Below are 25,560 nucleotides of genomic sequence, written 5' to 3' on the forward strand. Positions count from 1 at the left end.
CTCGGAGAGGTGGGCAAGCTCAAGGGTGCCCGAGTGCGGTCCGGCGTACCAGTGGGACGCCGTTCGCGTCAGTACGGTCGGCACATGGTGAAAGAGTTCGACGTGGACCTGGGGGACGGGGCCACCCTGCACGCGTACGACACGGGCGGGACAGGCTCGGTGGTCTTCTGGCACCACGGAACCCCCAACATCGGTGCGCCACCCGCGCCGCTGCTCGCGGCCGCCGAGCGACTCGGGCTGAGGTGGGTCTCCCACGACCGGCCCGGCTACGGCGGCTCGACGCCTCGGCCCGGTCGAACCATCGCGTCAGCGGCGTCGGATGTCGCGAAGATCGCCGACGCTCTGGAGATCGAGAACTTCGCGGTCTTCGGGCACTCCGGTGGCGGTCCGCACGCGCTCGCGTGCGCGGCGCTGCTGCCCGAACGGGTCTCGGCAGTGGTCGGTGTCGCGAGTATGGCGCCGTACGACGTCGAGGGGCTGGACTGGTTCGCGGGGATGGGCGCGGCGGGAGTCGAATCGTTGACGGCCGCCTTGGCCGGACGAGCGGAGAAAGCCGACTACGAGGCGTCGGCCGAGTACGACGCCGAGATGTTCACCGCGTCGGACCACGCGGCCTTGAAGGACGACTGGGCCTGGATCCTCGAAGTCGTCGGTCCCGCTGTCGAGGGCGGCCCGGGTGGGTTGATCGACGACGACCTCGCGTACGTCGCGCCATGGGGATTCCAGCCGTCCGACGTCGAAGCACCGGTTCTGCTCCTGCACGGTGGCGCGGACCGGATCGCCCCGCTCGCGCACGGGGAGTGGCTCGCGCGGCAATGCCCGACGGCCGAGTTGCGCCGGTTTCCCGAGGAGGGGCACGTCTCGGTACTCCGGCACGGGGAGGGCGCGCTCGAATGGTTGGCCGGGCACCGGTGACGTGCGACATCGTTCTGGTGCGGCACGCCGAGTCCGTTCCGCCCGTGCCGGGAAAGCCCGACAACCCGGATCGTCCCCTGACAGCGGCGGGCGCGGCGGCCTCGGAACCGCTCGCGCGAGAACTCGCCGCGATGAATCCGACGGCGGTGGTGTCGAGTCCGTACCGGCGAGCGGTCGAAACGGTCGCCCCAGCCGCCAGCCGGGCCGGGCTCGAAGTCACCACGCGTTGGGAGTTGCGCGAGTGGGACTCGGGACTGGAGCCGACACCGGACTACGCGGTGCACTACGCGCGCAGCTGGGCGAATGTGGATTTCGCCCGTCCGGGTGGCGAGAGTCTCCGGCAACTGACGGCGAGAGCGACCGCCGCCGTCGCGCGACTCGCCGAGCAGCACGACGGTGGCGTCGTACTGGTGGGTAGCCACGGCACTTTCGTGTCCCGCCTGCTCGCCGGACTCACGCCGGGAATCGACTGGCGGTTCTCCCGGGAGATGCCGATGCCCGCCGTCTACCGACTGCGTTGGCGGCGCGGCGACATCACGCCGACGTGGGAGGATCGCGTGCCATGAAACGGAAGACGCTGCTGGCTCTCGGCCTTTTCTCGTTGACCGCGTGGGGTGAGTTCGTGCACTGGAGGGCCAGTCGGGCTTTGGCACACCAGCACCTGCCTGCGCGTACCGAAGCGGTCGTCGTACTCGGGTATCGGAACACCCGCGGCGACCGCGCCAACGCGCTGAACCGCTGGCGGGTCCGGGCGGCGCTGCGGTCCATCGATCCCGCGATGGACGGCTCGACGCTGGTCTGCTCCGGCGGGAGCGGCGCGGCTTCGGCGTCCGAAGCGGCTCTGCTGGCGGATTACGCGGTGGCGGAATGTGGCTTCACCGGGCGGGTGCGGTTGGAGGACCGGTCGCGAAGCACCTGGCAGAACGTCGAGAACGTGATCCCGTTGCTCGAACACGTGGACCGGATCAAGATCGTGTCGAATCCGCTGCACGGGCAGAAGGCACGCCTCTACCTGCGTCAGCTACGTCCCGATCTCGCCGAACGTCTGGTTCGCGCCGCCGATTACCGGCTCGGGGAGGCATGGCCGCTCAAACCCTTGTTCGCGTTGTACGGCCTTCGGGACCTCGCGCGCAGCAAGCGGAGCATGTCCGGTACTGGGTCGGTACAGGTGGTCGTGAGTGGCGATTCGGGTTAGAACCCGAATCGCCACTCACGACCCCGCCCCACGAAGCCTTAAGCCGCCGGGCGTCCGGCACCGGTGTAGTCGTCGCCCTTCGAGTGATACGTGTGGATCTGGATCGCCTGGCCCTCGGTGGGCGCGTTGATCATCAGGCCGTTCCCGAGGTAGAGCCCGACGTGATGGATCCGCGTCGCCGGGTTCCCGTAGAACACGAGATCGCCGAGTTTCGGCTCCTGACCGGCGGGCACCTGCGGCAGCGCCCGGAACTGACTGTCCGCGGTCCGCGGCAGCCCGACACCGGCTTCGTCGTAGGACGCCTTCGTCAGCCCCGAGCAGTCGAAGCCCGCCGCGCCCGCTTCCGGCCCGTTGCCGCCCCACACGTACGGGAGGCCCAGCTGGCCGAGGGCGAACCGGGTCGCCTTCACCGCGGGGCTGGCGGCTCGCGCCGGGTCGAGCGAAAGGGTCGCGTACAGCTGGGCGTTGCCCAGGACACGCTGGCGGAACAGCTCGGTCTCGGTGCCTTTGCCACCCTGGTAGCCGGCGATCGCCTTCCACCAGCCGCTGCCGCCGCCGAGGTCGGCTCCGGAAGCGCACAGCGCGCGACCGGCGGCGACCGACGCGGAGTCGGGGTCGCCGAGCGCGGGTTTCGCGATTCCGGGGATCGAGGTCCCGTGCTTCTTCCACTGCTGTGCCGACAGGCCCATGGGGTTGTCGGCGCCGCGCCCGTGGTTCGAACTCGCCGCGCCGACCCCCGCCAGGGTGACCCAGGAAAGGTGACAGTTCGGCTGCTCGGCGCGCAGCGCCAGCTCGCCGTTCGCGTACCCCATCAGCGACTTCGCCGGGATGTCGAGCGGTCCGGCGAGCTTGGTGGCCCACTCTTCGAGCGGCCGGGCGCCCTTCGGCGTCTCCTGGGCCTTGACCGGTGCGCTCACTTCGAGCACGGAAGGACCCGCGCCGCCGCCGACGGTGGCGGGATCCTGGTTGGCCGCCGGGACGGGGACCGGCTGGGTCCCGTCGACGGGTGCCGGGTCGTTGCCGCCCGCGAGCAGCCAGCCCGCCGTCGCGAGCCCCGCGACCAAGGGAAGGGCGACCAGGCTGCGCATCGCCACACCATGCGCCCACGACTTGTTCTTCGGGCTGGTTTCGGGCGCGCTCGCGGCGGGCTCGGGCTCAGTCACACTGTCCAGGCTATTGGAGACCACCTCTGCGTAACGAGCGAACGCCTTGCACGTTAGGGGGACTCTCATATTCTGGACAAATGAGTGAGACGGGAGCGCTCGACGCCGAGCGTCTGAGTGCCGCGCTGTCCGGCCGGTACGCCGCGATCCAGGTCGTGGCGAGCACCGGGTCCACCAACGCCGACCTGCGGGAAGCCGCCGCGAAGGGGGTCGAGGACCGCACCGTGCTGATCGCCGAAGAGCAGACGGCCGGGGTCGGCCGCCGCGCCCGGCACTGGTCTTCGCCGAAGGGATCCGGCCTCTACGTCAGTGTCCTGCTGCGTCCGCGCGAGGTTCCGTTCGCCAATCTGGGTTCACTTTCCGTGGTCGCGGGGCTCGCGGTGCGGGAGGTCGCCGCGAGCCTGGGCGTCGACGCCGTCCTCAAGTGGCCGAACGACGTCCTGGCCGGGCCGGAGCGCGCCAAATGCGCGGGCATCCTGGCCGAGGCCGTCTCCGGTGGCGAGACCACCGTGGTCCTGGGCATCGGCCTGAACGTGCTGCCGCTGGGCGAGCACGTCCCGGCCGGGCCCGGTGGTCTCCCGGCGACGTCGCTGGCCGAGCAGGGGGCGAACGAGACCGATCGTGGCGAGATCGCCACTCGGCTGCTCACCCGATTCGACGAACTCGAACATCGCTGGCGGCTCGCCGGCGGGTCGCTGGCCGAGGCAGGCCTGCTCACCGACTACCGGCGGCACTGCGCCACGCTGGGCCAGGACGTCGAGGTCCAGCTGCCCGACGGTTCGGCGCTGACCGGCCGGGCCGCCGACATCGACCCCGCCGGCCAGCTCCAGGTCGACGTTCCCGGTGGTGAGCGGTACACGGTGTTCGCCGGAGACGTGGTCCACGTGCGGCCTGCCGGGGCCTGACCGGCGGGTGGCGGCGCGTTGCGATTTGCGGCGCCTCCTCTTCCGCCGCGACCGTTCGCCGGTACGGTGAGCTCACCAGCGCCGAACACACTTTGGGAGCGTCCGTCGTGGCCTATCCGGACGATTTGCTCAGCGAAAACGAGCACGTCGTGGTGCACAGTCACCCGCATTTCAAGATGCTGATCTTCCCCTTCCTCGCGCTGATCGTCACGCTCGGCGTGGGTATCTGGCTGGGCATCCTGGCGAAGGACGCGACGGCTCCCTGGGACCTGATCTCGCTGATCGCCGTCGGCGTCGTCGGGCTCGGTCTCGTCGTGTGGCTGTTCCTGGCGCCGTTCGTCCGCTGGCGCACGACGCACTTCATCGTGACCACGGACCGGCTGATCGCCCGCGAGGGCGTGCTCAAGCGGACCGGGATCGACATCCCGCTGTCGCGGATCAACAGCGTCCAGTTCGAGCACGGGCTGCTGGACCGCGTGTTCGGCTGCGGCACGCTGGTGATCGAGTCCGCGTCGGACGAACCGCTGAAGTTCGACGACATCCCCAAGGTCGAGCGGGTGCACACGGTGATCTACCGCGAAGTCAACGACAACCCGTACGACGACTACGCGCCGGGCACGCCGCAACAGACCGAACCCTTGCCACCGCAGGGGCGTCCGCCGCGCGGAAACCGGAGGCGTTGATGGGCACGCGAGAGCTGGGGCTGCCCGATCGCGTCCCGTCGGCCGCGGCGTTGCCGGATCGGGTGACGATCTGGGAGGTCGGCCCGCGCGACGGCCTGCAGAACGAGAAGTCGATCGTTCCGGTCGAAGTGAAGATCGAGTTCCTGGACCGGCTCGCCGACGCCGGGTTGACCACGCTCGAAGCGACCAGTTTCGTGAGCCCGAAATGGGTGCCGCAGCTGGCCGACGCCGAGCAGCTCCTGGCCGGGCTCGACCGCCGCGAAGGCATCCGTTATCCGGTGCTGGTCCCGAACGAGCGCGGACTGGACCGGGCGCTGGAGGCCGGTGTTTCGCACATCGCGATCTTCGCCAGCGCCACGGAGACCTTCGCCAAGAAGAACCTCAACTCGACGGTGGACGACCAGTTCGCGATGTTCGAGCCGGTCGTCACCCGGGCGCGGGCCGAAGGTCTCGACGTTCGCGGCTACGTGTCGATGTGCTTCGGCGACCCGTGGGAGGGCGCCGTCCCGGCCACCCAGGTCGCCGGAGTGGGCAAACGCCTGCTGGACCTCGGGTGTTCGCAGCTTTCGCTCGGGGACACCATCGGCGTCGCCACCGCGGGTCAGGTCGAGGCGCTGATCGGGCAGTTCGCCGACGTCTCCGCCCTCGCCGTGCACTTCCACGACACCTACGGGCAGGCGCTCGCGAACACGTTGGCCGCCCTCCGCTGCGGGGTATCCACTGTGGACTCGTCCGCCGGTGGGCTGGGTGGCTGCCCGTACGCCGAATCGGCGACCGGGAACCTCGCGACCGAGGATCTGGTGTGGATGCTCGACGGTCTCGGCGTCGAAACCGGGGTCGACCTCGACGCGCTGGTGTCGACGAGCAAGTGGATGGCCGGGCAGCTGGGCAGGCCGAGCCCGTCCCGGGTGGTCAACGCGCTCGCGGGATGAGACCGGAAGCCGACCTCGGCGCGCCTTCGGGTATCCGCCGACGAGAACGCCGGTCGGCGATAAGGTCTTGACGCGTCCTGTCCGCTGCCTCCCCCTTCACCGGTGGGATCGATTCCTTGGGGGGAGGTGCGGTGACGGATCCGAGCGAGGCCGGAACAGGCCCGATCCGGTTGCCTGTGTCGTACGAAGGCGCCGACGCACCGACGCCGCCGCAGGGGTTACGGGCTCCGTACACGCCTTCGCCGTGGCCGCCCGCCGTCGCGCCGTTGCGGGTGCCGTTCCCGCCGCCCGCTCCGCCGCTGCCCGCCGCTCCGCCGCCGATGGGTGCCTTGCGGACCGAACGGGAGAGCGTGATCGCGCTGTTCCTGGTGCACATGTTCCCCATCGGGCATCTTCCGGTCGCGATGGCCAAACCCGCGCGCCAGCTGCCGCTGCCCGAGGGAGGGTCCGGTCCGCTGGATCATCCGGAGGCACACGTGCTGGACGACCTGGACGCGTTGACGCATGTCAGCGGTGGGTTCCGGCGTTCGCCGACGACTCCCGCCGCCGTACCGCCACCGGCGTTGATGAGGGGCCACGACCCGTGGGGCGGCGAGTCCCCGGAGGAATGGGCGCGCCGGTTCACCGACGAAACCGGGTACTCGTGGCCTCCCGGCGAACTCTTCCCAGAGGGCGGTATCGACCAGCCGACTCCGGTGATGCTCGACGTCGGCACCCATATCGACCGGTTCGGGGATCAGCACGGCCGGGTGTTCGCCGAAGACGCGACCTTGTATTCGATGCGCTCGTTGCCGCCCGACCGGGTCGCCGCCTATCGGCGTTACCGCGTTGTCCGGCCGTTGCCGGTCTGGCGGTCGGTGAACGCCGAATGGTTCGGCCAGCCGGGCGGCGGGGTGCGTTTTCGCGCCGTGCTGGGCGCGGATGAACTTGTCACGCTGGGCTTCCTGGCGGATGTCACGGGGGAGGTTCGGTGAACACGGGGACGATCCTGCGGTGGCTGGCCGCGTTGGGCGTGCCGCCCGAAGTGGTCTCGGTCAATGCGGAGACGGACAACGCCTGGTGTCTCATGCATGTCGAGGAAGAGGGCGCCGAGCCCGCCTGGGAAGTCTTCTGGCGCGAGCAAGGCAACCGGTACGACTGGGCGCGTTTCACCACCGAACAGGTCGCCTGTCACTACCTTTTCGGCCGCCTGGCCTGGTCGCAGGTCGCGCGCGGCGCGGTCGGCCTGCTGCCCGGCGCGCACTGACCGCGACGTCAGCGCTTCAGGATGGCGAGTACTTCGTCGTGCAGCAGGCCGTTCGTCGAGAGGGCCGAGCCGTTGTCGTAGCGCGCCTCGCCGGAAAGGTCGGTGAACCGCCCACCGGCCTCGGTGATCAGCACCTGGGCGGCGGCGACGTCCCACGGGTTCACGATGCATTCCGCGGTGACGTCGAGCGCGCCCTCGGCGACCAGGCAGTGGTGCCAGAAATCGCCGAAAGCGCGGCTTTCCCAGCACGCGTTGACGAGGTCGAGGTACTTCTCCCGGGAGTGGTACTCGACCCATGAGTTCAAGTCCGTTGTGGACAGATAGGCGTCTTCGAGCGAGGCCACCTTCGACACCGACAGACGCCGTTCGCCGCCGGAGTCGCGCATCCAGGCGCCGTCCCCGGTGGCGGCCCACCAGCGGCGGCCGAGCAACGGCGCGCTGATCAGGCCCACCACCGGCGTGCCGTCTTCGACCAGCGCGATCAGCGTCGCCCAGACCGGAACCCCGCGCAGGAAGTTCTTGGTCCCGTCGATCGGATCGAGCACCCACGCCCGGCCGGTCGCGGCCGAACCGCCGCGTTCTTCACCGAGCACGGTGTCGTCCGGGCGTTCTGTGGCGAGGATCGCGCGGATGGCGTCTTCGACGGCCGTGTCCGCGTCGGTGACCGGTGTGCGGTCGGGTTTGCGTTCCACGGCCAGGTCCAGCGCGCGGAACCGGTCGGTGGTGATGGCGTCGGCGGCGTCGGCCAGCCGGATGGCGAGTTCCAGATCATTCTCGTAGCCGGGCACGGTCACGATGCTTTCACGCCCGGCAGCCGTAGAGTTGACCAGGTGAGCATGGTGTTACTCGCCGAGGACGACCCGGCCATCGCCGATCCGCTTTCGCGCGCTCTCCAGCGGGAGGGATACGACGTGCGTGTCGTCGGTGACGGGCCCGCCGCCCTCGACGCGACCGAGAGCGACCGGGTCGATCTTCTGGTGCTCGATCTCGGCCTGCCCGGGATGGACGGTCTCGAGGTGTGCCGCCGCCTGCGTGCCAGCGGGACGGAGGTGCCGGTGCTGATGCTCACCGCTCGCACGGACGAGGTCGACTTCGTGGTCGGGCTCGACGCCGGCGCCGACGACTACGTCGCGAAGCCGTTCCGTCTGGCCGAACTGCTGGCCCGCATCCGGGCGCTGCTCCGGCGCCGGGCGCCCGAGGTGCTCGAAGCCGGGGGAGTGCGGATGGACCTCGGTGCCCGGATGGTCACCGTGGACCTGCACGAGGTGCAGCTGGCGAACAAGGAGTTCGAGTTGCTCCGGGTGCTGATGAGCCGGGCCGGTCAGGTCGTCAGCCGCGACGAGATCCTCGCCGAGGTGTGGAACGACCTCGAATCGAAGACGTCGAAGACGCTCGACATGCACATGTCGTGGCTGCGGCGGAAACTCGCGATCGCCGCGGACGAGGCGGCGGGCCGGACGGGCAAGCCCGGCGGGAACGGCGACGGCGAACGGCGGATCGCCACGGTCCGCGGCGTCGGCTTCCGCTTCAACGCGGAATAGCATGCGCCGCCGCATTCTCCTGGCGATCCTGCTCGCCGTCGCGGTGACCGCGGCGGTGCTGGGCATCCCGCTCGGGATCACCGCCTGGCAGCTGGTCGAGAACCTCAACCGGGAGAACCTCGCGTCCGCGGCGCGCGGGATCGCGGCCACCCTCGACAACGAGATCGCCAGCGGCCAGCCGATCGACCTCGACCAGGTCCGGGTGGCCGTCCCGCAGGGCGGGCTGCTGACCGTCCGCGCGGAAGGGCAGATCGAAAAGCGCTACGGCTCCGATCCCGGGGTCGACGTGGTTTCCGAAAAGGTGCCGATCGCGCTGCACGGCGAGGTCGAGCTGTCCGTGCCCGCCGGGCCGACGCGCACCCGGCAGACACAGGCGACCCTGCTCGTGGTGCTGTTGGTCGTCCTGTCGGTGGGCACCGGCACGGTGGTCGCGACCGTGACGGCGCGAAGGCTCGCGAAACCGCTGAGGCATGTCGCCGATCGCGCGGTCAAACTCGGTGGCGGCGATTTCCGGCCGGATCCGAAACGCTACGGCGTCGGCGAACTCGACATGGTCGCGGAAGCACTCGACGCGTCCGGTTCGGCGCTGGCGCAGCTCGTCCAGCGAGAACGCCAGCTGGTCGGCGACGTCTCCCACCAGCTGCGGAGCCGGTTGACCGCGTTGCAGCTGCGGCTCGAACCGCTCACCGTCCATCCCGATCAGGACGTGGTCGACGAGGCGAAGGCGGCGCAAGAACAGGCCGACCGGCTGGCCGAGGCACTCGACGAACTGCTGGCGGCGGCGCGTGCCGCCAGTGAGGTCGGCGCGGAACCGGTGAATCTGCCGGAAGTGCTGCCCGAGGTTTCCGAGGAATGGCGACAGCTGCTTCGCGCCGAAGGCAGGCATCTGCGACTCCGCGTCACCGACGGGCTGAGGGCCAGGGCGACCCCCGGCCGGTTGCGTGAGGTCGTCGGCGTCCTGCTCGACAACGCTCTGCGCCACGGGGCGGGAACGGTCACGCTCGCCGCCCGTCGCGGTGACACGGACGGCACCGTGGTCATCGAGGTCGCCGACACCGGATCGGGGGTGCCCGACGAACTGGCTCCGCACATCTTCGAACGCGGGTTCTCCGGCGGTGGCTCGACCGGGGTCGGGCTCGCCCTCGCCCGTGCGCTCGTCGAGGCCGACGGCGGACGGCTGGAGTTGTCGAGCAAACAGCCCGTGGTGTTCAGCCTCTTCCTGAAGGTCCCTCGTCCCGGCGATGTGGCCGAAGTGCGTTGGCCCGCTGAGCGGGTCCCTCGTTAAGACCACCCGAAGGATCTCCCGATCGGGCAATGCCGTGGAGGCGCGCCGACTTAACGTCAGGGAGTGCATGCGACGGCGTTCCGTTACCGCCCACCGGTGAATCCGGTGGCCGCGGCGACGGTGGAGATCGGCAAGGTGGCGGTTTCCGTGCGGTTGTCCTTCGACGGTGACCTGTACGCGTGCCGCCGTCCGCCTGGTGTGGTGGAGCGGGTGGAGGCCGAAGCCCTCGACCTGCTGTCGAAGGGGCTGTTCGTCAGCGGGATCGACACCCAGCTCGCGACCGTCACCGGAACGGCGGGACACCGGTTCGTCCAGGAAACGGCCGTGTTCCAGCCCACCGACCGCTGGGTCTACCGCGGCACCTGCGGGGTCGGCGCCAGCCGCAACGGGCTGACCTTGACCGGGATGCTCGGCTACCGCCTCGAAGTCCAGGCGGGCTGGGCGCGCCGGGCAGGCGAGTGCGGCCCGCCCGCGACCGCCGCCGAATGGTGCGAATTCTTCGGCGCCCAGCTGGCTTCCATCGGCGGAGTGGTCCTGCGGCGCGCTTCCGTGCTCAGTCCCGGTACTCCGCCGTGACCGTGACGACGAACCCAGCCCGCGCGGGCAGGCCGAGGCTCACCCACAGTCCGGTGGGGTCGGTTTCCCCGAGGGCCAGCCGCGCCGGCTGCGCGTCGACCAGGAGGAACTCGGTGCCGAGCAAGACCCGCAACGACCGGTCGAGCAGGTGGTGTTCGTCGCGGACCTTGCCCGCCCGCGCGGTGACCAGATACGACAGTTCACACCGCTTCGCCCGCACGGCGCCGTTTCCCGGACCGGCGCCGTGCAAGGCGAAGAGGAACAGGTCGACGCTCGATACCTCCGTTTCGGTCTGCCAGGCGGGTTTCGGCGGATCCAGCCGGACCACCGTCCCCTCCGGCAGATGAGGTGCGATGAGGAGGCACAAGGCCTCGTCGACCTGGGTGATCACGGCGTCAGATCAGTCCCTCACGCAGGGCGTAAGCCACCGCGTGCGAGCGGTTCCGGAGCTGGAACCGGTTGGTCACGTCGTGCAGGATGCTCTTCACCGTGCGCTGCGAATAGCAGAGCTGGTCCGCGATCTCCTGCGTCGAGAACCCCGACGCGACCAGTTTGAGCACTTCGGTCTCCCGGTTGCTCATGCCGCCGAAGTGCAGGCCGCGCGGTTGCAGGACCTGCCGTTGCAGCCGCGAAACCCGGTGCAGGAGCCTGCCGAGCAGGTCGGGCGGGAGCGCGCCTTCCCCGGCGGCGGCCGCCTTGATCAGCCGGACCAGCATGTCGGCGCCGGCCTCCGAGCGGCGGGCGACCGCGCAGACACCGTGCTCGATGGCACCGAGGATCTCGTTGTCGTCGACTTCACCCGCGATGAGCACGATGCGGGTGAACCCCTGATGGTGCAGCGCGGACAGCAGGTGCGTCATCGCCTCGTCAAGGCGGTCGGTGACCAGGAGGGCCACCATGCTCGGGTCGGCGGTCTCCCCGTCCACCAGCCAGACGTCGTCACGGGAGCGCAGCGTCATGCAGACGCCGTTGTGCAGGATCGGATCGGTGGCGCGGACGACCACCGGTGTCCTGTTCGGTTCGAACATGTGATTCCCATTCCCCTCGAGCGGTGCGAGGGCCCCACCCCTCGCATTACTCACCCTGCCGGGTGAGGTGTCCCGGGCGCATGGGACTCCGGTCCCGACCTTGCCCGAAAAGCCGCCCTTATCGGGGTTGTCCAGTGAGGTCTCCGGCTCGCGAAGTCCGTGAAGGTTCCTTGAGGAACTCGAATTTGTTTAACCGCCGGTTCACAGCTCGTGATCGGCACGAGCTTGAGCAACGGAGGATTGGGGACGTTGAGTGTCCCGGCTCTTCCGTCGATCAAGGTGTGCAACCGGGCGGCGATGCCCGCGGAACCACCCTCGTGCAGGTCAGGCGTAGGTACCCAAATGCTTACTTCGCAATGAAGCGCGGCTCAGCGATTCAGCGACCCAGCCCGGCTTCGCGGGCGCGCACGATGGCTTCGGCGCGGTCCGTGACGTGGAGCTTGCTGAACACGTTGGAAATGTGGTTCCGCACGGTTTTCGGGCTGAGACACAGGGTGCTGGCGATGGCGGTGTTGCTGTGGCCGCCCGCGATGAGCGAGAGGACTTCTCGTTCGCGGACGGTCAGTTCCGGGAACACCGTGTCCGCGGCCGGTTGCGAGTGATTGAAGAAGCCGAGGACTCGCGTCGCGATATCGGGCCCGAAGATCGCTTCGCGCCTTGCGACGGCGTGAACGGCGCGAATGATTTCGTCGGGTTCGGCGTCTTTCAGCAGATATCCGCGGGCTCCCGCCCGCATCGCGGAGAAAACGGATTCGCTTTCGTCCGCCATGGTGAGGATGAGCACGCCGACGTCGGGCCGTTCGGCGACGATGTGCCGGGTCGCTTCGGCGCCGCTGAGATCGGGTAAATGCAGGTCCATGACCACGACGTCCGGTCCGAGGGCACTCGCCGCGCTGATCGCGTGTGCCCCGCTCGCGGCCTCACCGACCACGTCGATCTGTGGTTCGTTGGTCAGTAGTGTGCACACCCCGAATCGGAACAATGGATGGTCGTCGACCACGAGCACGCGAAGGCGTTCGTTCATCCGGTTTCCCCCCTGTCTCCCCGACGCGGCACGCTAACGAGAGGGCCGGTCGCGGACAACGCGTGGTCCGGACAGCGGACCGGCGAGAATTAAACGCCCGATGAGTGTCGCGTATCGCGGGGTTCCGCCCAAGACATTAACCCTTTCGGCCCAGGCGGGGGAGCAAGGGACCTTTGCTAGCGTTCGTTAGTACACTAACTAACGGGAGCAAAGGTCCCTTGCTCTCTTTCCGCAGGTCAGGCGAAGGCCGCAGCGTGCTCGCGAGCCCAGTCGGCGAACGTCAACGGCGCCCGGCCGAGGAGTTCGCGGACGGTGTCGAACACGATCTCCTCGTTTCCGGCGGACTGCCGTTTGAGTTCGAAGAGCCCCTCGATCGTGGAAGCGGGCCAGCCGTACCCGAGCATCTTGGCGCGGGCATCGGCTTCGGGTTCCTCGACGTAGGTGAGTGGTCGTCCGAGGACATCGCCCAGGATCTCGACCTGGCGCCGCGTCGTGAGAGCCTCGCCGCCGGTGATCGGATATGTCTTGCCCGCGTGCCCGTCGGTGGTCAGCACGGTCGCGGCGACTTCGGCGATGTCACGGACGTGCACCAGCGCGGACGCCGGATCGCCTTCCGGGACCCGGATGACGCCGTCGCCGCGTACGGCGGGCAGCCAGGCGAACCGGTTGTCCATGAACGTGCCGGGCCGCAGGATCGTCCAGTCCGGCCCGGCCTCGCGCACGGCCTCTTCGGCGGCGGCGTGCACCGAGGAGATCGGATCCGTCTGTCCGAAATGGACGCCGGTGGTGGAGAGCTTGACGAGCCGGTCGACGCCGGTCGCCGCCTTGACCACCGCGCGTTCCTGGGTGAGCCCGTCCGCGCCGTGCCCGGAAGTGAGGATGAAGACGCGATCGACGCCGTCGAGCAGCGCCGGGTCGAAGGCGTCGAGATCACCGGCGGCGACTTCGGCACGCGGATCGAGGCGGGCACGGGCGGGATCACGGGTCAGCGCGCGTACGCGAGCGCCCTTGTCCAGCAGCATGGGGACGAGTTCGCGGCTGATTTTGCCGGTGGAACCGAGAACGAGGATCATCGAAAAAACTCCTTAATGGTGGCGCCGCAGCTGGACGCGCGGCAGGGAGAGGGAGGCGGTGAGGCCGATCACGAGAGCGGGGACCATCACCCAGAACACGCCGTTGAGCGCGGAGGCGTAGCCGGCGGGACTGTCGGTGCCGAACGCGCTGGTGAACACCGCGCCGAAAACGGTCAGCCCGGCCGTGGTGCCGAGGGAGCGCAGGAAACCGACGGTCGCCGAAACGGCGCCGAGGTCGGTCCGGGGGACACCCTGCTGGGCCGCCATGGAGAGCACCTGCATGTTGAGCCCGGCCGCCGCGCCGAACACGACGAGATAGGCGACGACGAGCGGCAACGGGGTCGCTTCGTCCATTGTGGACATGGCGAGGGCGGCGGCGAGGCCGAGCGTCATGCTGAGGATCGGGGCCCAGCGATAGGCGCCGGTCTTGGCGATGATCCGGCCCGCGACCATCGACGACGCGGCGACCGCGAGCGTCATCGGCAGCAGCAGGAGCCCGGCTTCGGAAGGTCCGGCGCCACCCGCGGTCTGCAGGAAGAGCGCCAGGTAGTTGACCGAACCGAGGAAGACGAACCCGGCCGCGGCACTGGCGAGCACGCTCAGGCCGAACATCCTGACGCGGAACAGCCGGAGCGGGATGATCGGCTCGGCCGCCCGGCGCTCGATGACCAGGAAGACGACGAGCAACACGGCGCCGATCGACGCGGACAGCGGTGTCGCCAAGGTCAGGCCGACGATCGCGCCGGACAGGGCGACGATCCCGGCGAAGTCGAACGGTGCGGTCGTCCGTCGTCGTTCGAGCCGGAGAAAGCGCGCGACGGCGCCGAGGGCCACCAGCCCGACCGGCACGTTGACCAGGAAGATCGACCGCCAGCCCGCGAGGTCGGTCAGTACCCCGCCGACGACCGGCCCCGCCAGCGAGGATCCGGCGAAACAGAGGGAGAACCAGGCGAAGTAGCGGGCGCCTTCGCGACCGGGGAACAGTTCGCCGATGATCGCGGCGACCGCGACGAACAGGCCGCCGGAGCCGATGCCCTGCAGGACGCGGGCGGCGATCAGCAGCGGCATCGTCGGCGCGAGCGCGCAGGCGAGGGAGCCGAGGACGAACAGCGCGATCGCGGCGAGAACGACGCGTTTGCGGCCGAAGAGGTCGCCCAGCTTCCCGTAGACGGGCGCGCTGACGCTGCCGGCCAGCAGGTAGGCGGTGGTGACCCAGGTGAACGACGCGGCGCCGCCGAGTTCGCCGACCATGCGCGGGAGGGCCGTGGCGACGACCTGGGAGTCGAGCATCGCCAGGAACACGGCGGCGAAGAGCCCGACGAGGGCAAGGGTGTGATGGACGCGCGGAGGCGCGCCGAGAGCGGTGCTCAAGAAAAGAGATCCATTCACTGGAAGAAACGAGGGAACGCGAGGGACCCGGAACGCTGCTTCGAACGCAGCCCCGGCATCCCCGCCAAGACGGGAAAAGGCTCAACCGTCATCCGAGCCGGATGCGGTCCTCTTCGCGCTTGGCGATCACCTCGAATTCGTCCCGCTCGACCGTACGAACCCGGTCGGCGTCACCTGTGAAGGAACGTTGACATGGATGACCCTAGACAATCACATGTCTTTTGACAAGTACTTAGCGGAGCGGGATGACGTCTTCGTCCGGCTCGTCGCTGTCCCGGCGGCGTTTGCCCAGCTCATCCGGGAAGACCCACTTCTTGAAACCCCAGAAGCGGAAGAACATGGCCAGGAGCATGCCGATGATCGACCCGCTGGTGAAGTCCGCGAACTCCTGGACGAACCGCGTCACGTGCGGCACTTCGAGATCGAAGATGTAGCGCGATGTGTACAGCGGGATCAGGTTGACCACCACGGCGATCCCGCTGATCACGAAGAAGAGCGCCGCCTCGTGGTGCCGCTCGCGGCCACCGCGGGTCCGGAAGGACCATTCGCGGTTGAGGATGTAGGACACGATCGTGGCGACGATGATCGCGATCGCCTTCGCGGTGGTCGGCTTCGACTCCAGCACGCTGAGCTTCAGCAGGTACCAGACTCCGTTGTCGACCAGGAACGTCGTGCCGCCGACGATCCCGAACTTCAGCAGTTCACGGTGCTTGATCAGCACGGATCGGAACGGCTCCGGCGTCCGGGAAAGGACGGATTCGACCACGGTCACCCGGCCAGTCTAATTCGCGCGGGCCCTCGAATGGGCTGGTAGGGCATAGCCAGAGCGTTATATGACACTTTGGGCGATTCTTCGAGCGACGGGGGAGCAAGGGACCTTTGCTATCACTTCCCAGGTCAGGCGGCCCGGTCGTCCAGGTCGTCCGGAGCGCGGCGCCCGCCGCCCCGCAGCAGCCGCGGCCGCGCGCCGGCTTCCGGGAACACCCACTTCTTGAACGACCACCACCGGAACACCGTGCCGAGCAGCGTCCCGACGAGCACGCCGCTGACGAAGTCCGCGATCTCCTGGGTCAGCAACCCGACGTGCGGCTGCTCCAGCCCGAGCACATACCGCGAGACCAGCTGCGGAAGCGCGTTGAGCCCGAGCGCGATCGCGCTGAGCAGGAAGAAGAGCGCGGCCTCGTGGGCCCGCTCACGACCGCCCCTGGTGCGAAAGGACCATTCGCGATTCGCCACGTAGGAGAAAACGGTCGCCACCAGGACGCCGATGACCAGGGCGGTCACCGGTTTGTCGGTCAGCACGGTGAACTTCAGCCCGTAGGTGATCGTCATCGTGATGACGAAACTCGCACCCCCGACCATGGCGAAACGCAGCAGTTCCCGGTGTTTCGCCAGCATGGGGGCACGCTACTAAAGGAGACCGCCGAAGACTCCTTCGGGCTTCACGGTCGGCTTCGACTTGCCCGGCCGCGGTGGCGCGCTGGTGGTCGTGGCCGGCGGGGCCTGATCCTGCTTCGCCGGTTCTGAAGGCGTCGCTGACGGCGATGGCTTCTTCGACGGGGCAGGCCATCCAGGTCGCTCTGACTTCGTCGTCTCCGATGTGGCCGGAGGCTTCGACGTGACCGAAGGCACCGACGGCAGCGAAGGCGGAGTGGTCGGCGGAAGCAGCGCGGAGTCGTCACACCAGTGGTGCCAGCAGCCGAAGTAGACCTCCACCGGCTTCGCCTTCGCGACACCGAGGGTGGCGTTCACCGTCACCGGGAGGTTGTCCGCGGGACGACCCTTCAGCCGGACCCACAGGCTGACCTGACGCCCCGGGGTCAGCGAGCCGCGCGAAGTGCACGACGCGCCTTCGCCGGTCGGCCGGCACGGGATGCCGTACACGCTCCAGGAGTTGAGCACCCGGTGGTCGAGGGTGATCGTCACCGGCTTCGTCGTCTTGCCCGTGTTCTTCACGCGGACCAGCACCAGCGGGTTCCGGTTCCACGGGAACGCCGACAAACCGTCGCTCTCGGCCCGCAGGACGAGGTCGTCCGGTGGCGCGGGCACCTTGACCTTCACCGCGACCGACACCTTGATCCGCGCGCCCGCCGTCACCGAACCGGTCACCATGCTGCCGTCGACGGCCGTATCGTCGGCGAGCAACCGGAACGTCAGCACCGCGGACTGGCCCGGTTCGAGTCCGGTGCCGGTCCGGCAAGTCACCGTGCCGGTGCCGCCGGGGCAGCTCACCGCGATCGGAGCGGGCGCCTGCTGCCGGAAGCCGGTCACTGCCGGTGCGCCACCGCCGGCGGCGGGGACGGCCGTCACGCCCTTCGGCAGGTTCAGCGAGACCGCGACGGGTTCGGACTTCGAGCCGCCGTCGTTGCGCACGGTGATCGGCAGGTTGGCTTCCTCGCCGGGCTGGAGCTGGACACCACCGGCCGGGGTCGCCGCCGTCATCACCGGAGGCGACGGGATCACCGGCGACGGCGGCGCGGGCTGCTCGGCGGGCGGAGGCTGCTGCGCGGGCGGCGGCTGCTGAGCAGGAGGTTGCTGGGCGGGCGGAGGCTGCTGAGCAGGAGGTTGCTGAACCGGCGGTGGCTGCTGCGCGGGCGGGGGCTGCTGGGCAGGCGGCGGTTGCTGGGCGGGCGGCGGTTGCTGAGCAGGGGGCGGTTGCGGTGGCTGGGGAGCGGGTGCCGCGGCGGGCGGCGGGACGGACGCCGCCGCGGGGATCTCCTGGGTACCGCCACCGGCGGCGAGGGCCACCGCGACGGCGGCGACGATGGCCGCGCCCGATCCGGCCACCCCGGCGAACTGACGCGGTCCGGCCGCGGCGGCGCCCGCCGCCCCGCCCGAACTCGAACCCGCGGCGGCGGCCGTCGCGGCCGCGGTGACCGCGCCCGCCTTGCCCGCCCCGGCGGTGGCCAGGTAACCGAGCGCCGCGCCACCGAGCACGATCGGCGCGATGATCCCGCGCAGACCGCCGTTGATGTCGGCCAGTTCCGCGGCCAGCGCGCGGCATTTCTCGCATTCGTCCAGGTGGCTCTCCACCTGCGCCCGTTCGCGTTTCGACAGGCCGTCGCGGGTCCACGCGCCGAGCTTGTCCGCACTCGCGCGGCAGCGTTCACCGGCGTTCTCGGCCAGGTGGACCTGCAGATACGCCTGGCGGAGGCCTTCGCGGGCCCGGTAGGCCAGCGCGGAGACGCCGTTCGCGGTCAGCCCCAGCAGCGGCGCGACCTCGGCGGGGCTCTGTCCCTCGATCTCGGTGTGCCACAGCACCGCCTGCCACCGCTCGGGCAGCCGGGTGAACGCCTTCGCGGCGAGCGTGCGCTCGAGCCCGGCGACGGCGGTGTCGGAGAAGGGGACAGTCAGCGCTTCGCCCACCGCGCCGCCGACGTCGGACATGTCCTCGTTCAGGTCGACGCGCTTTTCTTTGCGCGTCTTGTCGTAGGCGGTGTGCCGGAGCGCTGTCAGCAGGTACGCGCGGAACGCCGTGTCGGGGCCTTTGCCGCCACGCAGCGTGTCCAGGACCTTCGCGAAGGCTTCCGAAACGAGGTCGTCGGCTTCCGAACTCGACCGGGCGAGCTGGCGGGCGAGATTGTGCGCCGCGCCGGCGTGACGTTCGTAAAGCGTTCCGTAAGACGCGATCTTCCCGTCACGCACCTCGGCGATCAGCTCGGCGTCACTCTTACCGGAGAGATCGGCGGGAACGATGGACACGGGACTCCTTCAGCTGCTGGTTGGGCGGGTTCTACTCGTCTTGACGCCCGAACAGGCCCAGTGTGACGGACCGGGCGACGTACGTCACCTCGCGGTCCCGCCGATGACCCGGAGGGCGCAACAGCTTCACCCGTGGCGGGTTACCGAAGAGTTCGGAAAGATCCTTGGAAAACGCCGTCACGCCCGCCATGGACCGGCGTCCCCACCGTGAAGCGATCGCAAGATCGAAAAGATCAGGACGGAAGGGGCGGTGGCCAGTGGACGTACCGGCGACCGGTGCGCCGTCCGGGGGACCCGACGGGCAAGCCGCCTGGAACCGGTTCGAACGAGATCGCTCTCTCCGTGCCCTGCGGGCTCGCTGGCGGACGGCGAGCCTGGCCTCGGGCTGGCGTTTCCCCAGTGACTGGGGCCTCCCGGAGGTCGACGCCGTCTGCGCGGCGATGATCAAGAACGGCCGGGCGGTCACCGCCGAGGTGGCGGAGACCGCGCTCGCGGGACTGGGCCGGGCACGCGCCGCGGCGGGTGCCGGGCTGGCGGAGACGCTCGCGGATCTCGCGGCGTTGCACGCGGTGCTGGCCGACCCGGACGCGGTGGACGGTTTCCTCGCACCGGATGTCGACGCCACCCCGTCCCGGTTACTCCGGGTGACGGCGTTGGCGTGGGCGGACGTGGCGACCGATCAGCTCGTGAACACCGAAGTCACCGAACCGCTCACCGGGCTGCCCACCGCCGCGTACCTGAGGACGCGGTTGAGTGAGCTGTACCGCCAGGCCCGTCGCGACGAGCGGCCGGTCTCGGAGGCGCACACGCTGCTGGTGGTCGCGATGGACTTCAGCTCCGTCGCGGGCTGGCCGCGGCTGACCGCGATGATCCTGGTGGCGGAGGCGCTGAAGCAGGTGTTCGACGGAGGGGAGAGCGTCGCCTCGCTCGGGCCGTCGGTCGCGGGTGCGCTGGTGTCGAAGGACGTGAGGCTCGCTTCGTCCGGCGTCGCGCTCCGAAGGGCGCTCAACGAGCGGCTTTCGGTGGACGTGCAGCTACGCGATACCGGCCGTCCGCGGATTTCGGCGGTCCGGCTCCCGCCGTCGTACGACGCGGCCTGCGATCTGCTCACCTCGCTCGCCCGTTCCTGAGGGCTAGCGCAAGACGTTCTCCAGGTCACGGGCGACCCTGTCGGCCAGCGACGACCCGGTTCATGATTTCCTGTTTCCGTGACCCGGACTGTTTCCGCCGATCCGAACGGCGACGTTTCGGCGAGCCGACCGCAGCATCGCCTCTCGTTGCGAAAGTCGCTCGCCCGCTTGTCCGTCCGGCCGAGGTCGATCCTGATCCTCTCGGTGATCCCGCTGGTCGCGATCGGTTTCGGCATCTGGGGCTGGCAGCACGAATGGGTGCTGGGCGTGGACAGCGCGGTGTACCGCGCCGGCGCCGAGACGTTGCTCAACGGCGATCCGCTGTACGACGCCAACACCCTTCCGGTGGAGCCCTGGTGGGCGCTGCTGCCGTTCACCTATCCGCCGACGGCCGCGCTCCTGTTCATCCCGCTCGCGCTGGTCCCGACCCAGGTCGCCTGGGGTCTGCTGACCGCCGTCTCGCTGCTCGCGATGGCCCTGTGCGTCCGGATCGCCATCGGCGCGCTGCCGAAGCCGCCTGCCGACGGCCCTCGCTGGTGGGCCTCGCCCGCCCGGTCCACGATCGCGTTCTTCCTGGTCTTCCTCGGCCTCGAACCGGTCTGGCGCACGATCTTCCTCGGTCAGATCAACCTGATCCTGATGGCGCTCGTGATGCTCGACATCCTGGTCATCGGCGCCCGCGGCAGTCGCTGGGGCGGGGTGCTCGTCGGCGTCGCGGCCGCGGTGAAACTCACCCCGATCGTCTTCCTCGGGCATCTGTTCATCACCGGTCGCCGGATGGACGCCGTCCGCGGGCTCGTCACGTTCGTCGTGATGCAGGGCTTGATGTTCCTGATCATCCCGCACGACGCGGCCCGGTACTGGACCTACACCCTGCCCGACACCGGCCGCATCGGTCCGGTGCACTGGGCGGGGAACCAGTCGCTGAACGCGTTGATGAACCGCTTCACCGAACTCGCGCCCTGGGCGTCGAAGGCGGCGATGGGGATCGGCGCGCTGCTCGCGATCCCCGCCATCTGGCTGGTGCTGCGGTTTCACCGCAAGGGCCAGGCGCTCGCGGCGATGCTGGTGACGGCGTTCTGGATCCTGCTGGTCTCGCCGATCTCCTGGACCCACCACTGGGTCTGGGTCGTGCCGCTGGTCGTCCTGCTGGTCTCGCGTCTGCCGCAGACCACCCCGGCCACCGCGTGGAAACGCTGGCTCGGGACCTTCGCGGTGTTCTTCGTCTTCATCAGCTGCGTGCTGTTGATCCTGCCGAACGGCCGCAACGTCGAGCTGCACTGGAAGGTCTGGCAGAACATCCTCGGCAGCGCGTACATCCTGATGCCGCTGGTGCTGGCGCTCGCCCTCGCCGGGCGGTGGTGGTACCTGCGCCGCAAGCGGCTCACGGCGGCCGGGCGTGACACGGCGGGGGACGACGGCGAGCATGCTGAAACCGCGACCGGCGGCTGAGCCCCGGGTCGTCGGGGCCGCGCTGGCGGGTGCGCTCGCCCTGGCGATGCTCGTGGTCGGCATCGTGGCGTGGCTCGGCGAATGGCACCTCGGCGCGGACAGCGCCGTCTACCGCGCCGGCGCGCTCACCCTGCTGAAGGGCGAGCCGCTTTACACGCGCGAGGCGCTGACGACACTGCCGCCGTGGGTGCTGTTGCCGTTCACCTACACCCCGGCCGCGGCACCGCTGTTCCTTCCGCTCGCGATCGTCCCGGCGGGGTTGACCTGGGGCGTCGTCGGCGCGCTCTCCCTGGTCTGCCTTAGCGTCGTGATCTCCGTCGTCGCCCGCGCCGGTGGCGCCCCCATCACCCGGTGGTGGGTTCTGCCGCTGGCAACGGCGGGCGCGCTGGCCCTGGAGCCGGTCTGGAAGACGATCTTCCTCGGGCAGATCAATATCGTCCTGATGGCGTTGATCGTCCTCGACGTCCTGGTGTTTTCGGCACGCGGTTCGCGCTGGGCAGGGGTGCTGATCGGGATCTCGGCCGCGATCAAGCTGACGCCGTTGATCTTCGTACCGCATTTGCTGTTCACCGGTCGCTGGAAGGACGCGCTGCGGGCGCTCGGCACGTTCGTCGCGCTCGAAGCCGTGATGTTCGCGGTGATCCCCGGCGACGCCTTCCGGTTCTGGACCGAAGCGGCCACCGACCCCGGCCGGGTCGGCTCCGTGCACTGGATCTTCAACCAGTCACTCAACGGGCTGGTGAACCGCGCTTCGGAACTCGCGCCGTGGTCGCTGACAGTGGCCATCGCGATCGCCGCCGTCCTGGCCGTACCCGCCGTCTGGCTGGTCGTGCGCTTGCACCGCGGCGGTGATCCGGTCGGCGCGTTGCTGGTGACGGCGTTCTACGGGCTGTTGCTCTCGCCGGTGTCCTGGTCACACCACTGGGTGTGGACGGTGCCGCTGCTCGTCCTGCTCGTCATCCGCCGATCGTGGGTTCCGGCCGCGGGCGTCGCGGTGCTGTTCGTGAGCGGCGTGATCATGTTCGTGCCCAACGGCGGGAACACCGAGTTCGGCTGGGGGCTGGGCTGGTCGCTGCTCGGCAACGTCTACGTCCTCGCGGCTGCGACGGCCATCACAGGCCTGGCGGTGCGGGAGCTGCGACGCGGGTCCGCCCAGGTCGCGGCGGTGGCGGCCAAGTAATCTCTTCGTCGCAGTGTTGAATGTGGCCTCAGCGGAAAAGAGAACTTCGGCCAGTGGACAAACGAACCGGTCTTCCGATCGTGGGCATGGTGGGCGGCGGACAGCTGGCCAGGATGACCCACCAGGCGGCGATCTCCCTCGGCCAGTCCCTGCGGGTGCTGGCGGCCGGGGAGAACGAATCCGCCGGCCTCGTCGCGGGCGAGGTCGTGCAAGGGCACCACACGGATCTCGAAGCGCTGCGCTCGTTCGCCGCCGGGGTCGATGTGCTGACCTTCGATCACGAGCACGTTCCCGGCGAGCACCTGCTGACGCTCGCGATGGAGGGCGTCACCATCCGGCCCGATCCGGCCGCGCTGTCGATGGCGCAGAACAAGCTCGTCATGCGCGAGATGATGGCCGGACTCGAGATCCCCGGCCCCGATTTCGCCGAAGTGTCCGCTGTGGACGATGTGATCTCCTTCGGTGACAAGCATTCTTGGCCAGTCGTGCTGAAGGCGGCACAGGGCGGCTACGACGGTCGCGGCGTCTGGATGCTCGACACCGCGCAGCACGCGCGCGAGACCGTCACGGAACTCCTCGACGCCGGAACCCCTTTGCTGGTCGAGGAAAAGGTCGTCATGCGGCGCGAACTGTCCGCGCTGGTGGCCAGGTCCCCGTTCGGGCAGGGCGCGGCGTGGCCGGTGGTGGAGACCGTGCAGTCCGGCGGCATCAACACCGAGGTACTCGCGCCCGCGCCGGGGCTGAGCTACGAGCGCACGCAGCAGGCGCAGGACCTCGCGCTGCAAATCGCCGCGACACTGAACGTGACCGGGCTGCTCGCCGTCGAGCTGTTCGAGACCGACGAAGGACTGCTGGTCAACGAACTCGCGATGCGCCCGCACAACTCGGGACACTGGACGCAGGACGGCTCGCGGACCTCGCAGTTCGAGCAGCATCTGCGGGCCGTGCTCGACTATCCGCTCGGGGCGACCGATCTGATCGCTCCCGCCTGCGTGATGGCGAACGTCCTCGGCGCCCCCGAGGCACCCGAGATGGGCCCGGACGAACGGCTGCATCACCTGTTCGCGCGGTACCCGGACGTCCGCGTTCACCTGTACGGCAAGGGAGAACGCCCCGGCCGCAAACTCGGTCACGTCAATTTCGTGGGCGAACGCATGGAGGAGTTGCGCGACCGCGCGCTGCTCTCCGCGCACTGGCTTTCCCACGCCGTCTGGCTCGACGGCTACGAGATTCACTAGCCGCCGGTCGGCGGAGCTGAGATATGTCCGGAAATGTGACCATAAGGCGTGAAACCGCCCCGGCCGAAGGCCCCGCTATCGCGGTGGCGGGACGCCTTCGCGATGTCCGTGACGTGGATGACCAGGCAGCGTCCTGCCGACGTCGATCGCGGCCGCGGGTTCACCAAGAGATACCAGGAGTGTGAGCATGGCGCCGCAGGTGGGCGTGATCATGGGCAGCGACTCGGACTGGCCGACGATGGAAGCGGCCGGACAGGCGCTGACCGAGTTCGGCGTCGAATACGAGGTCGGCGTCTACTCGGCGCACCGCACTCCGCAGCGGATGCTCGACTACGCGACGTCGGCCGCTTCGCGCGGCGTGCGCGTGATCATCGCGGGTGCCGGCGGTGCCGCGCATCTGCCGGGCATGGTCGCGTCGGCGACGGTGCTGCCGGTGATCGGCGTGCCGGTGCCGCTGAAGTACCTGGACGGAATGGACTCCCTGCTCTCGATCGTGCAGATGCCGGCCGGGGTCCCGGTCGCGACGGTTTCCGTTGGCGGGGCACGGAACGCCGGTCTGCTCGCGGTGCGGATCCTCGCCGCTTCCGACGAGGGCCTGCAGGCGAAGATGGCCCGGTTCCAGGCCGATCTGGAGCAGCTGGTGCTCGACAAGGACGCCGCCCTGCGCAAACGCGTCGAAGGCTGACCGCGTTCAGTCCTCTGAATGCGGTAGTTCGACGGCGAACCATCGGGTTTCGTGGAACCTCCTTGCGCCGGTAGCCCGTCACAGTAGGGTGTCAGGCGGGCACTGCCGGTCAGAATGGCGGCGGTGGAGGAGGGGAGCACGAATGCTTTGCTTTGTGATGCGCTCATGACGGCGCCGAACAGGCTCCGCGCTCTGCGCGAAAAGGCCGCGGACTTGGATACTCGGCTGGCCGCCGCCAGGCACACCAGTGCGTCCATCGATCGTTCGGTGACGGCCACCGTGACCGGCCGAGGCGAGCTGACCGACCTGCGAATCGCCGATTCGGTGCTCGATGGAGCACATATCCAGAAGCTCGGGCCCAGCATCGTGCAGGCGGTCCGAGCGGCTCGTGGTGCGGCGCACGAGGCGTCCGTGCCCGAGTTGAGTGCGCTGTTCGGTTCGCAGCCACCGCCACCGCGGGAACCGGCTTCGCAGCGGCGAGTAGTGGACGACGCCGATCATGAGGAGAGCTTCGAGGAGTTGGACTTTCTCTCCGACGAAGAGGCGGATGGTCGCCGGTGAACACTTACGATCGGCTCTACAACCTCGCCAAGGAGATCGACGCGAACGTCGCCGCCATAGAACGGGCCGCGGAAAGCAGCCGAGCGATGCCGTTGAGCAGGAAGATCGGAGGCGGACTCGGCACTGTCACGGTTGACGGCTCCGGGGCGTTGATTTCGGTGGACCTCGATCGGGATGTGGCAGTGACGCAAACCGGTGCCAGTCTCGCTGGTCATGTCCTGCGGGCGATCAATGACGCGGAAAAGGCGGTAGTGGCCAGACGCGAAGCGATGATCGCCGAAGCTTCCAGGAGGGTGGAGAGTTGAGTTTCCCGGACCCACTCGGATCGAACGGTTCAGGCTATGAGGTCTACCCGGAATCGCTCCGCAAGACAACAGAGGACGTCTATCACGCGGCTGGTCTGCTCCGCGATTTCGCCGACCATGATCTGGGGGGACTCGTTCTGGGTCCACGCGACGTCGGAATGCTCGGCGAGCGGGTGCAGGTGGTTCAGGCGTTCGCCGCGATGATCGCTGAGATACAAGACAAGAGCAGGAAGAACTTCGATCGTTTGACAGCGCTGGGTGGCTCGTTGGACAAGGCCGCGGACTACTACGACGCCCAGGACGACGAGTACTACAAGCGACTTCGCGAGCTCGAAAAGGAGGCGAATTGACC

29 protein-coding genes are annotated in these 25,560 nt (G+C 69.1%); 19 read left to right on the plus strand and 10 right to left on the minus strand.

Features of this window, described 5'->3' with window-relative positions; translation table 11 throughout:
- Positions 1 to 84: 84 nt before the first annotated feature.
- Genes AVL48_RS29395 through AVL48_RS29405 form a run of 3 tightly spaced genes read left to right on the plus strand, consistent with a single transcriptional unit; the run spans position 85 to position 2,110 of the window.
- On the plus strand, positions 85 to 915 hold the full coding sequence (locus tag AVL48_RS29395; RefSeq protein WP_061983543.1) for an alpha/beta fold hydrolase: 831 nt from the start codon (positions 85 to 87) through the stop codon (positions 913 to 915).
- Complete coding sequence (locus AVL48_RS29400; RefSeq protein ID WP_061983544.1) at positions 912 to 1,481, plus strand: histidine phosphatase family protein; 570 nt, start codon at positions 912 to 914, stop codon at positions 1,479 to 1,481. The genes AVL48_RS29395 and AVL48_RS29400 overlap by 4 nt, the downstream gene beginning before the upstream one ends.
- Positions 1,478 to 2,110, plus strand: coding sequence for a YdcF family protein (locus AVL48_RS29405; RefSeq protein ID WP_061983545.1), 633 nt, complete (start codon positions 1,478 to 1,480; stop codon positions 2,108 to 2,110). Before AVL48_RS29400 ends, AVL48_RS29405 begins: the two co-directional genes overlap by 4 nt.
- Before the next feature lie 38 nt (positions 2,111 to 2,148).
- Here AVL48_RS29405 and AVL48_RS29410 read toward each other — a convergent pair whose 3' ends face one another.
- Positions 2,149 to 3,273 carry a C40 family peptidase gene (locus AVL48_RS29410; RefSeq protein ID WP_177242257.1) on the minus strand — a complete coding sequence of 375 codons (1,125 nt, stop codon included), beginning with the start codon at positions 3,271 to 3,273 and terminating at the stop codon, positions 2,149 to 2,151.
- Positions 3,274 to 3,353: 80 nt separating this feature from the next.
- Between AVL48_RS29410 and AVL48_RS29415 the strand changes: the two genes are divergently transcribed.
- From AVL48_RS29415 to AVL48_RS29435, 5 genes are all read left to right on the plus strand, one after another.
- The gene (locus AVL48_RS29415) at positions 3,354 to 4,178 is read left to right on the plus strand and encodes a biotin--[acetyl-CoA-carboxylase] ligase (protein ID WP_061983546.1); all 825 of its coding nucleotides are present in this window, start codon (positions 3,354 to 3,356) and stop codon (positions 4,176 to 4,178) included.
- Positions 4,179 to 4,285: 107 nt separating this feature from the next.
- A complete protein-coding gene (locus AVL48_RS29420; RefSeq protein WP_061983547.1) occupies positions 4,286 to 4,861 on the plus strand; it encodes a PH domain-containing protein in 576 nt (191 codons plus the stop codon).
- On the plus strand, positions 4,861 to 5,793 hold the full coding sequence (locus AVL48_RS29425) for a hydroxymethylglutaryl-CoA lyase (RefSeq protein WP_061983548.1): 933 nt from the start codon (positions 4,861 to 4,863) through the stop codon (positions 5,791 to 5,793). Before AVL48_RS29420 ends, AVL48_RS29425 begins: the two co-directional genes overlap by 1 nt.
- Positions 5,794 to 5,924: 131 nt before the next feature.
- Positions 5,925 to 6,767: a TNT domain-containing protein gene (locus tag AVL48_RS29430; protein ID WP_061983549.1), complete on the plus strand. Its 843-nt coding sequence runs from the start codon at positions 5,925 to 5,927 to the stop codon at positions 6,765 to 6,767.
- Positions 6,764 to 7,039, plus strand: coding sequence for a hypothetical protein (locus AVL48_RS29435; protein ID WP_061983550.1), 276 nt, complete (start codon positions 6,764 to 6,766; stop codon positions 7,037 to 7,039). The genes AVL48_RS29430 and AVL48_RS29435 overlap by 4 nt, the downstream gene beginning before the upstream one ends.
- Positions 7,040 to 7,047: 8 nt before the next feature.
- Here AVL48_RS29435 and hisN read toward each other — a convergent pair whose 3' ends face one another.
- Complete coding sequence (hisN, locus tag AVL48_RS29440; RefSeq protein ID WP_061983551.1) at positions 7,048 to 7,833, minus strand: histidinol-phosphatase; 786 nt, start codon at positions 7,831 to 7,833, stop codon at positions 7,048 to 7,050.
- A gap of 42 nt (positions 7,834 to 7,875) precedes the next feature.
- On the opposite strand from hisN, the gene AVL48_RS29445 reads away from it, so the two are divergent.
- The 3 genes from AVL48_RS29445 (at position 7,876) to AVL48_RS29455 (ending at position 10,441) form a co-directional block, all read left to right on the plus strand.
- On the plus strand, positions 7,876 to 8,580 hold the full coding sequence (locus AVL48_RS29445; RefSeq protein WP_061983552.1) for a response regulator transcription factor: 705 nt from the start codon (positions 7,876 to 7,878) through the stop codon (positions 8,578 to 8,580).
- Between the two features lies 1 nt (position 8,581).
- Entirely contained in the window at positions 8,582 to 9,865 is a 1,284-nt protein-coding gene (locus AVL48_RS29450; protein WP_061983553.1) for an ATP-binding protein, read from the plus strand.
- 63 nt (positions 9,866 to 9,928) lie between these two features.
- Positions 9,929 to 10,441, plus strand: a complete 513-nt coding sequence (locus AVL48_RS29455) for a hypothetical protein (RefSeq protein WP_244162494.1) — start codon at positions 9,929 to 9,931, stop codon at positions 10,439 to 10,441.
- Here the strand turns inward: AVL48_RS29455 and AVL48_RS29460 are convergent.
- The 8 genes from AVL48_RS29460 to AVL48_RS29495 all read right to left on the minus strand — a co-directional run bounded on the left by AVL48_RS29460 (position 10,419) and on the right by AVL48_RS29495 (position 18,657).
- The gene (locus AVL48_RS29460) at positions 10,419 to 10,832 is read right to left on the minus strand and encodes a Pvc16 family protein (RefSeq protein WP_061983554.1); all 414 of its coding nucleotides are present in this window, start codon (positions 10,830 to 10,832) and stop codon (positions 10,419 to 10,421) included. The two genes, AVL48_RS29455 and AVL48_RS29460, sit on opposite strands and share 23 nt — an antisense overlap.
- 4 nt (positions 10,833 to 10,836) lie before the next feature.
- Positions 10,837 to 11,469: a helix-turn-helix transcriptional regulator gene (locus AVL48_RS29465; protein WP_061983555.1), complete on the minus strand. Its 633-nt coding sequence runs from the start codon at positions 11,467 to 11,469 to the stop codon at positions 10,837 to 10,839.
- A gap of 376 nt (positions 11,470 to 11,845) precedes the next feature.
- A complete protein-coding gene (locus AVL48_RS29470; RefSeq protein ID WP_061983556.1) occupies positions 11,846 to 12,493 on the minus strand; it encodes a response regulator in 648 nt (215 codons plus the stop codon).
- 236 nt (positions 12,494 to 12,729) lie between these two features.
- Entirely contained in the window at positions 12,730 to 13,566 is an 837-nt protein-coding gene (locus AVL48_RS29475) for an NAD(P)H-binding protein (RefSeq protein ID WP_061983557.1), read from the minus strand.
- Positions 13,567 to 13,578: 12 nt separating this feature from the next.
- Positions 13,579 to 14,937 (minus strand): MDR family MFS transporter, encoded by a 1,359-nt coding sequence (locus tag AVL48_RS29480; RefSeq protein ID WP_061983558.1) that lies wholly within the window; start codon positions 14,935 to 14,937, stop codon positions 13,579 to 13,581.
- 250 nt (positions 14,938 to 15,187) lie between these two features.
- Positions 15,188 to 15,727: a GtrA family protein gene (locus tag AVL48_RS29485; protein WP_037316076.1), complete on the minus strand. Its 540-nt coding sequence runs from the start codon at positions 15,725 to 15,727 to the stop codon at positions 15,188 to 15,190.
- Between the two features lie 125 nt (positions 15,728 to 15,852).
- A complete protein-coding gene (locus AVL48_RS29490) occupies positions 15,853 to 16,353 on the minus strand; it encodes a GtrA family protein (protein ID WP_061983559.1) in 501 nt (166 codons plus the stop codon).
- A gap of 12 nt (positions 16,354 to 16,365) precedes the next feature.
- Positions 16,366 to 18,657 carry a sigma-70 family RNA polymerase sigma factor gene (locus AVL48_RS29495; RefSeq protein ID WP_063054149.1) on the minus strand — a complete coding sequence of 764 codons (2,292 nt, stop codon included), beginning with the start codon at positions 18,655 to 18,657 and terminating at the stop codon, positions 16,366 to 16,368.
- A 257-nt stretch (positions 18,658 to 18,914) separates the two neighbouring features.
- Here AVL48_RS29495 and AVL48_RS29500 point away from each other — a divergent pair, with 257 nt between their 5' ends.
- The 8 genes from AVL48_RS29500 (at position 18,915) to AVL48_RS29535 (ending at position 25,558) form a co-directional block, all read left to right on the plus strand.
- Positions 18,915 to 19,787 (plus strand): hypothetical protein, encoded by an 873-nt coding sequence (locus AVL48_RS29500; RefSeq protein WP_061990344.1) that lies wholly within the window; start codon positions 18,915 to 18,917, stop codon positions 19,785 to 19,787.
- A gap of 78 nt (positions 19,788 to 19,865) precedes the next feature.
- A complete protein-coding gene (locus AVL48_RS29505; RefSeq protein WP_061990339.1) occupies positions 19,866 to 21,239 on the plus strand; it encodes a glycosyltransferase 87 family protein in 1,374 nt (457 codons plus the stop codon).
- The gene (locus AVL48_RS29510; protein ID WP_061990338.1) at positions 21,214 to 22,419 is read left to right on the plus strand and encodes a glycosyltransferase 87 family protein; all 1,206 of its coding nucleotides are present in this window, start codon (positions 21,214 to 21,216) and stop codon (positions 22,417 to 22,419) included. The genes AVL48_RS29505 and AVL48_RS29510 overlap by 26 nt, the downstream gene beginning before the upstream one ends.
- A gap of 53 nt (positions 22,420 to 22,472) precedes the next feature.
- Positions 22,473 to 23,657, plus strand: coding sequence for a 5-(carboxyamino)imidazole ribonucleotide synthase (locus tag AVL48_RS29515; RefSeq protein WP_061990337.1), 1,185 nt, complete (start codon positions 22,473 to 22,475; stop codon positions 23,655 to 23,657).
- Positions 23,658 to 23,844: 187 nt separating this feature from the next.
- Positions 23,845 to 24,342 (plus strand): 5-(carboxyamino)imidazole ribonucleotide mutase, encoded by a 498-nt coding sequence (purE, locus tag AVL48_RS29520; protein WP_061990336.1) that lies wholly within the window; start codon positions 23,845 to 23,847, stop codon positions 24,340 to 24,342.
- Between the two features lie 165 nt (positions 24,343 to 24,507).
- Positions 24,508 to 24,903, plus strand: a complete 396-nt coding sequence (locus AVL48_RS29525; RefSeq protein ID WP_061990335.1) for a YbaB/EbfC family nucleoid-associated protein — start codon at positions 24,508 to 24,510, stop codon at positions 24,901 to 24,903.
- A complete protein-coding gene (locus AVL48_RS29530; protein WP_061990333.1) occupies positions 24,900 to 25,208 on the plus strand; it encodes a YbaB/EbfC family nucleoid-associated protein in 309 nt (102 codons plus the stop codon). The genes AVL48_RS29525 and AVL48_RS29530 overlap by 4 nt, the downstream gene beginning before the upstream one ends.
- Complete coding sequence (locus AVL48_RS29535; protein WP_061990331.1) at positions 25,205 to 25,558, plus strand: hypothetical protein; 354 nt, start codon at positions 25,205 to 25,207, stop codon at positions 25,556 to 25,558. Before AVL48_RS29530 ends, AVL48_RS29535 begins: the two co-directional genes overlap by 4 nt.
- The last annotated feature ends 2 nt before the right edge of the window (positions 25,559 to 25,560 follow it).

Source organism: Amycolatopsis regifaucium (assembly GCF_001613935.1).
Classification (GTDB): Bacteria; Actinomycetota; Actinomycetes; order Mycobacteriales; family Pseudonocardiaceae; genus Amycolatopsis; species Amycolatopsis regifaucium.